Raw genomic sequence first — 10,615 nt, 5'->3', positions numbered from 1 at the left:
GGGCGTACGCCCCGGAGCCCTGCCGTTGCGTTAGCCTGGGGAATTTTCAGCCGCCCTTTCCGGGGAGTATCCAGCCGGCACTGACAGCCGTCGGTTGGCTGACGCCGAGTGCTTCGACCAGACGGATGGACGAGATGCCCTTGTCCGACTGCGGGATGAACCACAGCTCCATGAGCCAAGTCCGCAACGGCAGCTTCGTTCCATGCAACGGGGTTCCCGTCGTCACGGTGAACTGAAAAGGGCAGTCCGAATTGCAGCAGTGATAGAGCCCCGGCCGGGGCTGTCGTTCCATGTCGCGTCCCGTCAGAGTGATTGAGCGCCGCAAGCCGCTGGCCGGACAGAGCCGCCCATTCGGCCACACCATCGCCTCAGCCAGCGCGGCGGCACCGCGCCTCATCGTGGAAGGCTTCAGTCATCTCCGCCACGGTCCGAACAACCGTCAGTTCCTCCAACACCGATCCCATTGCCCCCTCCGCGCTTGATGACTAAGAATCGCACGCAACCGCTGGAAGGGCTATACTTTACTGTGTTTAGTTGATGATGGCGGCGTTGTCTGCCGAACAAATGTCGCGGTGCTTTCAAATCGGCGAAGAAATGCCGTCGTGTATGGCATCGGATGACGCAAAGAATGCCGATCCGTTCCCATGCGCCATGACAAGTTCGCAGTCAATTACATGGCCATCATCAAGCTTGCCATGAACCATAGATCCCTTCGCATGAGAAGTCCGTCAGACGTGACCTAGCTATATTCAGGGGCGGTAGGGTCAACTCCCTGCAAATCGTCACCGGGACGCATGGCCTGTCCCATCAGTTCAACGACCGCCATACGCAGGTCGGCAGCCGCCACCGGCTTGTGGAGCAGACGGTATCCTCCCGCCTGCGCCTCTGCCAGCCGCTCCGGTGCAGTGTCTCCTGTTATAATCGCCGCCGGAATCCGCTTGCCGAGGCGGGCATGGACGGCCTTGATCACGTCCAGCCCAGTCTCCCCATCGCGCAGCCGATAATCCGCCAGCAGGATGTCCGGCGAATTGTCCTTGAGCATCCGAACGGCGTCCTGGCGGCAGGCCCCAGCCAACACCCGGTATCCCCAGGTCTCGATCATCGCCTGCATCCCGGCCCGGACCAACTCCTCGTCGTCGATCACCAGTATTACGCCACTGCTTTCCTCGGGCACACTGGTCTCACCCAAATTGGAAGATCCGCTGACGACACCCATCAGCGGCACAGTCACGGCAAAGGTCGATCCGCGTCCGGGGATTGATCGGACCTCCACCTCATGCCCCAACAGGCGTGCAAGCCGACGAACAACGGCAAGTCCGAGTCCCAGCCCTTTGCTGCGGTCACGCTCAGGGTTCCCGACCTGAAAGAATTCGTCGAAAACCTCCTGCTGGCGGTCCGCCGCGATGCCGATGCCGGTGTCTGCGACCTCGATGCGCAGGTGGCTGCCGCGCCGTCGGCACCCGACGAGCACCCCGCCCCGTTCCGTATAGCGGAGCGCATTCTCCACGAGATTGCGCAAGATGCGTTCCAACAGCACCGGGTCGCTCTTCACCACAACGCCACAACCGCTGGTCCTGAACCGTAACCCCAGTTCCGCCGCACGCAGAATGTATTCGTCAGCCAAACGCTGGATGATGGGGGCAAGAGGCATTGTCACTGGCTTGGCCGTCACCAGACCGGCATCCAGTTTCGAGACGTCCAGCAGTCCATCCAACAGCATCCGCAGCCCATTCAGAGACTGCTCCATAGAACGTAGGATGCGTATCGCCGGGCTTCCGTCGACATGCCCCTGCAAAGCGCCCATAAACAGGACCAACGATTGGACCGGCTGACGCAGGTCGTGGCTGGCTGAGGCAAGGAATTTGGATTTCGCCACATTCGCCCGTTCGGCTTCGGATTTCGCCGCGCGCAGGCTGTCCTCGAAGCGCTTACGCTCCGTGATGTCGCGGGCAATGCCAAGCACACCGATGACACGGCCCTCGGTTGCGCGCAGGGGAGCCTTGGTGGTCAGGCAAATGCGTATTTCGCCGTTCGTGCGGTCGAGGATTTCCTCCTCGAGAACCACCACCTCGCCGCTTTCGATCACCTGCCGGTCGACCGCCTCGATATGGGAGGCGAGTTTGGGTGGATAGAAATCCCGATCACGCGCGCCCAGTACTTGGTCGTGGTCAGCGGCAAACAGGCGACAGGTGGCGTCGTTGACCACAAGGAACCGCCCGTTCGCGTCCTTCACGAACACCGGGTCGGTGATGCCCTCGATCAGAGTTCTAAACAGCATGTTGCTCTGCTGAAGCTTCTGCTCAATCGTATGGCGCTGAGTGAGGTCACGCATGATCCCGGTAAAGAAGCGCTGCCTGCCATCCCACCATTCGGCGATGGCAAGTTCGAGCGGGAATACGGTTCCGTCGCGGCGCCGACCCTCCACCTCGCGCCCGGACCCGATGATTCGGGGAATACCGGTCTGCAAATAGCGGCCGATATACTCCTTGTGCCGGGACCGATCGGGCTCCGGCATCAACTCCGACACGTTATGCCCGATCATATCCTCGGCGGCGTAGCCGAAGATGCGCTCGGCGGCAACATTGAAGGATTGCATCACGCCGGCTTCATCGATTACCACCATCGCGTCGACGGCGGTTTCGACCACAGCGCGATATCGGGTTTCAGCCCTTTCCGTAGCGGCGCGGGCCTGCCGCTCCGCCTGCTCCGCCGCCTCAGCCGCGCGCTGAGCCGTGCGCATCTCCAGTTCGTGCATGACGATGCGGGCGAACTCCACCAGATCGCTCTGCTCCTGTTCGCCGAAATCATGGCGCGGTACATAGTCGATGACGCAAAAGGTTCCCAGCAGCAACCCGTCCGGCGTCCTCAACGGCGCCCCGGCATAGAACCGGATGTACGGCTCCGCGGTGACGAGATCGTTTTCAGCGAAGCGCTCATCCGCCAATGCGTCCGGCACCACCATAGGGCGGTCTTCCAGGATGGTATAGGCGCAGAAGGAAAGGCGGCGAGTCGTATGCTGGACCTGAAGACCATGGCGCGCCTTGAACCATTGGCGGCCCTCATCGACCAGACTGACCAGAGCGGTCGGCATCCTGAAGGCACGGGCGGCAAGCCTGGTCAGCCGGTCAAACACCGGCTCGGGCGGCGTGTCGAGGATGCAATAGCTCTTGAGCCGGTCGATGCGGGCCGGCTCGTTGAGAGGCCATGGCGGTTCAACGGAACTCACGGAGCCTGCATCCGTGGGAGAGCTTATCAGTTCGGAGCATTGTCACTCTGGTCACGTTGGCGGCGATCACGGCGGCTAGCGGATATCTACGGGTGCTGGGATGGATGCGGCGCATAAACACCCACTGTATCCGGGGAAGCACCTGCCGTTATCGATAAAGGCTGCGGGATTGGGCGCTTGACCACCAGATGATAAGCCAAAATGTGCGTGTTGCAAACCTTTGCAAGGTGACGATCACAGCCACGACAAAGGTCTGCTCGGTAGGGTTGGGTCGATCACAGACTTCTCGGCAATTACCAACCATGCCGCACGTCGGTGCGACGGCGCCGGCCAAGATTCCGATGCGAAGGTAGCCGCCCTTCGCATGGCCTGCCTCAGAGAGCGGCGTCCAAGCCGCAACCGCCTCGGGCGTCACTCTCACTATCAGGTCGCCTGTCGGCGCAGCGCTGCATCGCAGTTTGCCCAGCTTGCGACACCGCTGCGCGCCTTTGCGATCTGATGACGGTGGGACGCACCGACCTTATACGACATTGGGCGCTCGGCTGCAGCGGGAACGCCTTCATACCCGCTTGCCCATCCGAGCGCCACCAGCCCGGCCTTTTTGCACCTCCGTCCCTGTGTGAGGATGATTCATGCTCAGGCGCTCTTTTGCATCCACTCCCCCTTATCATCCAGCGCGGACTTGGCTGATGAAGTCATCGACCTCGCCTGACAGGAGCGTCGCCTGCCGGGCCAAGCTGTCAGCAGCACTCAGCAGGTCATTTGCCGCAGTCCCGGTGCCTTGGGCCGCCTGCTCCACACCATAGATGTTCGACGACACCTCCTGTGTGCCTCGAGCCGCCTGCTGAACGTTTCGGGCGATCTCCTTGGTAGCGGCATCCTGCTCTTCCATCGCTGCAGCGATGCCACTGGCGATCTCGTTTATTTGAGTGATGATCCCGTTGATGTCGGCAATCGCCTGCACCGCGTCGCCGGTCACCCCCTGCATCGCCCCGATCTGGTTGGCGATGTCCTCCGTCGCCTTGGCCGTTTGCGTCGCCAAGTTCTTGACCTCGCTGGCGACGACGGCAAACCCCTTGCCGGCCTCTCCCGCGCGGGCCGCTTCGATGGTGGCGTTGAGCGCGAGCAGGTTGGTTTGACTGGCAATGTCGGTGATGAGTTTCACAACATCACCGATGGTGTTTGCTTGCGTCGCCAGAGACTGGATGCTGCGGTTCGCTCCTTCGGCACGGCCGACGGCCTGACGGGCCACTTCGGACGAGCGGGCCACCTGTCGACTGATTTCAGCGATGGAACTCGACATTTCCTCGGCCGCGGTGGCAACGGTCTGAACGTTGGCGGACGCCTGCTGCGTCGCCGCCGCCACAGCCGTGGCTTGGGCTTTGCTCTGCTCAGCCATGGCTGACAGCTGTTGCGCGTTGCCCTGAACCTGAGTGACGGCCCCACTGACCTGGGTGACAACCTTCTTCACCGACGCCTCGAACTCGTCGGCCATCCCTCTCATCATCGCCTTACGCTCAGCCTCCGCTTTCGCCTTCGCCTGTTCCTGCTCCGCTTGCATGCGGCGCATCTCCAGCCCGTTGTCCTTGAAGACTTGAAGCGAACGAGCCAGCGACCCCACCTCGTCCTTCCGTTCAGCGCCGGCAACAGCGACAGCATAGTTGCCGCTTGCTATGGTTGCCATGTCTGCCGCCATGCGGGTCAACGGACGAGCAACCATAACCATGACCGTCCAGCCGAGTAGACCAAAGGCGGCGATCAGGCCAATGCCTGACATCAGGTAGAGCCCCTGTTTCACCTGTGTTGCCAGTGCGTCGGCGTCCGCCGCGGCGACGCGCATGTCGGCTTGGTTCCGCTGAACCCGCTCATTGACCAGATCAACCAGCTTCAACCGGGCGGTACGACCTTCGGTGCTGGAAATCTTGAAGGCGTTGTCGTTGTCGCTTTTGAGGCCGAAGTCGATGCTCTTCCGGGTAATGCAGTCATAGTCGAGAACAGCATCCTTGATCGCCTGATTGCCCTGGCGCCGCTCCGGGGTGTCAGCCAACTCGATCATGCGCTCGGTTGCTTTGACGGCTTCGGCCACGCTCCTCCGGTATCCCTCCAGATAGCCTTGCATCGCCTCCTGAGAAGGTTCAAGGATCAAGTTCTTCTCGTTCACCGTGGCATTGTTCACCAAAGCCATCATCGACAAAGACATCTCAAGGCGCACTGCCGACACGTCGGTGATCCGGTGCGTCGCTGCATTCAGGTTCGAGATCGCCGCCTGTGCGCTCCAGAGCATCACACCGACAACGGCGACCACGATGAACAACGGCGCCATGATTTTTTGAATCAGCTTAAGGTTGGAATACCAGCGCAGCATGACGCACTCCCATCTTTCACTCTGCTTCAGCCTGCCGTCTCATCCTCCAAAAGATAATGATCTGGGTCATAGTCCCGTGTTTGGTCGTTAGGGGTTTTCCTGTAGTGAGGGTGATACGGCATCGTAAATTGCCCTCCGTTTCCCTCAGATTTCCAGCGTCGACCCGCTTGGTCCAGGTTGGTGTCGTGGATCGGCGTCCGTGCGCCACCACAGCAGCAAATTCTTTCCAGAAATCAATGACATGGCCAGTAGATTGGCAAGTCTGCGGTCGGGCGGCGCCCCACCGTCTGAGAGTATCGGTAAATTTATTTTTCGGATGATGCTTGGGCAGCGATGAAAAATACCTTAAAAAAATAGGAGGCGTTCGCTGACTGTTTTTGCAAGAGAGGGCACGGCGCTTAGCATTTCTTCGTGATACTTGCTATAATTCTCAAATCAATCTACTCTCGCTCCAAAAAACATGTCCAATGGTTACGCGAGTGTTACAAGTAAAAAATTTTACGGAGACAAAAAGTATCTGGAAAACCTCGCACAACTCCTTCAGCCTTTCATTGCAAGATGCTGGAGGCAGCTATGGGCTTCATAGTGTGGGGACCGATGGAGCAAGATTTTGGAATTCTTTGGATGAGAAGGTTCGCAAGGCTTGATCAGGCTGTCAAGCATGTGGTGGAACATGTTCCAGAGCAAATCCAACATGCGGTTGTCGTATCGGATCAAGCAGGGCTGATCATACCTTCCTCTGAAATTAGACAGCGCTATCTTGAGCTTCTGCCCGCCCCGCATTCAAAGTTTGAAATGGCATCGCCTGATGCTGAGGGGTTTGTTGGGCGATGTCGCAATTGCATATCAAGCTGGGCCGTCTCTGGAAAGCAGCTTGCAACAAGAGCTGCGGGTTGGTGCTGAATGAGACAAGGCTCCAGGGGAAGCAAGAACGTCATGTTTGGCCGAATCAATGGAAGGCGATCTGGGAGTTCAGTTGATGGGGAATACTTCGTGGAGTTCCGGTTGCGCGCCAGGACGCCAAGGACGCTACTGGCTGGTAAGCAAGGAGCCGTTGGGCAGTCAGACCTGATCTCGTTCGGCAGAATCGCATTCGGTTGGTCAACAGATTCGGGGCCGTCCCCGGCGAATTCGTCGACGCCATGCCGGCACGCTCGGCAGCGGAAGCAACGATAACCCTTCTGCCGCTTCTGGTCTGCAGGTGATTGCCACCGTCATCGGCCGGCCGCGATCAGGCTGGCGGGACAGCTTCCCGCAAACGGCACGACACCGATTATCCTGGCGTTCCCGAATGACGAAACAATGCTGCCTCGTCTCCGTTTAACTGTCTACGGTATGCATCGCCTCGGAAAGGTGGGCATGGCTGGACAGGAGGCAGCCAGCGTGGGCTGGAAAATGCCGAGAAGTCAGATAAAGATTGTACTCGGAGCGGTTTTGTTAGCCGCTCCGCTGCTCGGTTATGAGGTTTTTTCCCTCGCCACACTGCGCCAGGAGCGTGAACAGGAACTGGAGGCGGAGGCAGGACGCCTCCTTGCGCTGGTGGGCGCCGAACAGCAAAAATCTGTGGAGGACATCCGCCACATGTTCGCGACCCTGCAGGCAACTGGAGTCCCCCGACTGCCACCTGCCGAATGCCTGAACATTATGGAAGAACTCAGGCCTTCGTACCCGAGCCACCTTGAAATCCAGCTTGCCGATAAAACTGGCCAAGTGTGGTGCGCGACACAGCCCGGATCGATCGGGACCGATATTGGCGACCTGCCTAGTTTCCGGAAGGCGCTGCAAATCGACCAGCTTGTTGTCGGTGAACCCGGCCCGATCCGGGCGGTGCCGGACGCCCAAGGGCGCGGGATCCTGCCATACCGACAACGCTATCAGGGGGTGGACGGGCAGCCTGGCGGCACAATGACCGCTTTGATCGACCTCGATTGGCTGACGGACTATGTCGCCAGACTGTCCTGGCCGTCCTATGCCGTCGTCACGATCGCACATCCGGACGGACAGGTCCTCGCCCGAGCGCCGATGGACAAGGGCTTGGTCCTCGGCTCCACGATCCCGGACCGACTGCGCTACACCTTGGCTGCCCCCGCTCCCGGCTCGGGGCAGTCTCCCGGCCTCGACGGGGTGGAGAGGCGTTTCGTGTGCATCGGCCTGCAACACTGGGCCAGTTTCAGGGGTGATCGGCGTCCAATAACCAGCCACCCCTGATCTGGCAGACTACCACCCTGGGTTTGGACGACAGGGTGGCGGACAGGGATGTTGACGGTGGAGACGATCGCACGGATACGACGCGAGCACGCGAAGGGGAAAAGCATCCGGGCCATTGCCCGGTCGCTGAAGGTGTCGCGGGAGACGGTGACGAAATACCTGCGCTCGGGCGAGACGGCGCCGCGCTACGAGCGCCAGCACCAGCCGCTTCCGAAGTTGTCCGGGTTCCAGGAGGAACTGGAACGGCTGATCACGGAGAACGAGCGGCGGCCAGCCCGCGACCGGCTCGACTACCTGGGGCTCTTCGGACGGCTGAAGGATGCCGGCTTCCAGGGCGGCTACGACACGGTGCGGCGCTACATCAAGCGCTTCAAGCAGCGCCAGCCGCCGAGTGGGCCGGTGAACGCCTACGTTCCGCTCACCTTTGCCCCGGCCGAGGCGTACCAGTTCGACTGGGCGGAAGAGTGGATCATCCTGGACGGCGTGACGACCAAGGTGCAGGTGGCCCATGCCCGCCTGTGCCACAGCCGCATGCCGTTCGTGGCGGTCTACCCGCGCCAGACCCAGGAGATGGTGTTCGACGCCCACGCCCGTGCCGCGGCCTTCTACGGCGGCCTGTGCGAGCGCGGCATCTACGACAATATGAAGACGGCGGTGGACGCTGTATTTGTCGGCAAAGAGCGCCGCTTCAACCGCCGCTTCGCCCAGATGTGCTCGCATTACCTGGTCGAGCCGGTGGCCTGCACCCCGGCTTCGGGCTGGGAAAAGGGCCAGGTCGAGAACCAGGTCGGCACCTTGCGCCAGCGGCTGTTCACGCCGCGGCTGCGGGCCAAGACGCTGGAAGAGGTGAACGACCGCCTGCACGACGAGGTGATCGTCTGGGCCCAACAGACGTCGCATCCAGAGGATAGGAGCCGGACGGTGTGGGAGGTGTTCCAGGCGGAGCGGCCGGCGCTGATCACCGTGAGAGATCCTTTCGACGGCTTCCACGAGGCCACGCTCAGCGTCTCGAAAACCTGCCTGATCCACTTTGACCGCAACCGCTACAGCGTGGCCGCGATCGCCGCCGGCAAGCCGGTGCAGGTCCGCGCCTACGCGACACGGATCGTGGTGTGGTTCAACGGCGCGATCGTCGCCGAGCACCCACGAGCTTTCGGGCACGGCCACACGCGGTACAATCCGCTGCACTACCTGCCGGTTCTCGTCCGCAAGCCGGGGGCGCTGCGCAACGGGGCGCCGTTCCGGGACTGGGATTTGCCGCCAGCCCTGGCGACGGTGCGGACCCGCCTGGGCCGCGGCGACGACGCTGACCGGCAGTTCGTTGGCGTGCTCGCCGCCATCCTCACCGATGGCCTGGAGGCGGTGGAGGTCGCCTGCCGCGAGGCACTGGCGAGCGGTACGCACAGCCGGGACGTGATCCTGAACATCCTCGCCCGGCGCCACGACGTCACACCGGCACCGGCCATGGCGGTGCCGACGGCGTTGACGCTGTCCATTGAGCCGGCCGCCGACTGCGGGCGCTACGACCGCCTGCGCGCGGTGCGGGAGGGCTGCCATGGAACGGCATGAGCTGATGGCGATGATGGCCGAGCTCAGCCTGGCCGGCATGCGTGCCGCCTACGACGAGGTAATGAGCGATGGACTGAAGCGGCAGCGCACCGTCCAGCAGATCCTGGGCGACCTGCTGGCGGCGGAGCGGGCGGAGAAGCAGGCGCGCTCGATCCGCTACCAACTCGGCGCCGCCAAGCTGCCTCTGGCCAAGACGCTGGCCGAGTTCGACTTCACCGCCAGTCCCCTCAACGAGGGGCTGGTGCGCGACCTGCACGATGGCGGCATTCTGGAAACCCAGCGCAACGCCGTGTTCATCGGGGGAACCGGGACCGGCAAGACGCACATGTGCATCGCCATCACGGCCAACTGCGTGCGCCGCGGCGCCCGTGCCCGGTTCTTCAACGTCATCGACCTGGTGAACCGGTTGGAGGCCGAAGCCCGGACCGGGCAGGCGGGCAAGCTCGCTGACCAGTTGACCCGCGTTGATCTCGTGGTGCTGGACGAACTCGGCTACCTGCCGTTCTCCCAGAGTGGCGGCCAACTGCTGTTCCACGCGCTCAGCCAGTTGTACTCGCGGACCTCGGTGTTGATCACCACCAACTTGAGCTTCGCTGAATGGCCGACGGTGTTCGCTGGCGACGCCAAGATGACCACCGCTTTGCTCGACCGGCTGACGCATCACTGCGACATCCTGGAAACCGGCAACGAGAGCTGGCGGTTCAAGAACCGCTCCTGATCCAAAGCCTTCCCATCCGTTGTCCAGGGGGGCCCACAGGCCCCTCCCACGCGCGCCGCTGCGTCAGCCATGAGGGCACTCCGCGGCGCGCGCGGGACCCTCCCGTGGACTCCCTGGACAACAGGTTCTGCAACCGCAAGCGTGGCTGGAAATTGCAAGCCGATGCCGGCTGGAATTTGGAAGCCGATTGACTACCATGTCGAGGTCGCCGGCTTCTATTACTCGGTACCGGCGACGCTGATCCGCCAACAGATCGACGCACGCCTCACCGCCACCACGGTGGAGTTCTTTCACCGCGGCCAACGGATCGCCGCCCATGCCCGCCGGCACGGCGGCGAGCGCCACAGCACCGTGCCCGAGCACATGCCGGCAGCACACCGCCGCTACGCCGAGTGGAGCCCCGAGCGTTTCGAGCGGGACGCCGGCGACCTTGGCCCCAATACTGTGGCGTTGATCCGCGCCATCCTCGCCAGCCGGCCGCACCCGGAACAGGGCTTCCGCACCTGCCGTGGCGTGCTGAAGCTGTTTC

Annotated in this window: 5 protein-coding genes and 2 pseudogenes; 4 read left to right on the top strand and 3 right to left on the bottom strand. The window is 62.0% G+C overall.

Features of this window, described 5'->3' with window-relative positions; all coding sequences use genetic code 11:
* Positions 1-85: 85 nt before the first annotated feature.
* From TSH20_RS35995 to TSH20_RS32670, 3 genes and pseudogenes are all read right to left on the bottom strand, one after another.
* Positions 86-464 (bottom strand): annotated as a pseudogene (locus TSH20_RS35995) (IS1595 family transposase); the annotation flags it as partial.
* 275 nt (positions 465-739) lie between these two features.
* Complete coding sequence (locus TSH20_RS32675) at positions 740-3,226, bottom strand: PAS domain S-box protein (protein WP_109156754.1); 2,487 nt, start codon at positions 3,224-3,226, stop codon at positions 740-742.
* A gap of 667 nt (positions 3,227-3,893) precedes the next feature.
* Positions 3,894-5,591 (bottom strand): methyl-accepting chemotaxis protein, encoded by a 1,698-nt coding sequence (locus TSH20_RS32670; RefSeq protein ID WP_109493023.1) that lies wholly within the window; start codon positions 5,589-5,591, stop codon positions 3,894-3,896.
* A gap of 1,359 nt (positions 5,592-6,950) precedes the next feature.
* Between TSH20_RS32670 and TSH20_RS32665 the strand changes: the two genes are divergently transcribed.
* From TSH20_RS32665 to TSH20_RS32650, 4 genes and pseudogenes are all read left to right on the top strand, one after another.
* A complete protein-coding gene (locus TSH20_RS32665; RefSeq protein ID WP_109156755.1) occupies positions 6,951-7,799 on the top strand; it encodes a hypothetical protein in 849 nt (282 codons plus the stop codon).
* Between the two features lie 48 nt (positions 7,800-7,847).
* Positions 7,848-9,368: an IS21 family transposase gene (istA, locus tag TSH20_RS32660; protein WP_109156756.1), complete on the top strand. Its 1,521-nt coding sequence runs from the start codon at positions 7,848-7,850 to the stop codon at positions 9,366-9,368.
* The gene (gene istB, locus TSH20_RS32655) at positions 9,355-10,086 is read left to right on the top strand and encodes an IS21-like element helper ATPase IstB (protein WP_109156757.1); all 732 of its coding nucleotides are present in this window, start codon (positions 9,355-9,357) and stop codon (positions 10,084-10,086) included. The genes istA and istB overlap by 14 nt, the downstream gene beginning before the upstream one ends.
* Before the next feature lie 162 nt (positions 10,087-10,248).
* Positions 10,249-10,615, top strand: a pseudogene (locus TSH20_RS32650) (IS21 family transposase); the annotation flags it as partial.

Origin of the sequence: Azospirillum sp. TSH20 (assembly GCF_003115935.1) — a bacterium.
Taxonomy (GTDB): domain Bacteria; phylum Pseudomonadota; class Alphaproteobacteria; order Azospirillales; family Azospirillaceae; genus Azospirillum.
The sequence above is the reverse complement of the archived record's forward strand: the minus strand, read 5'-3'. Positions and strand labels throughout refer to the sequence as shown.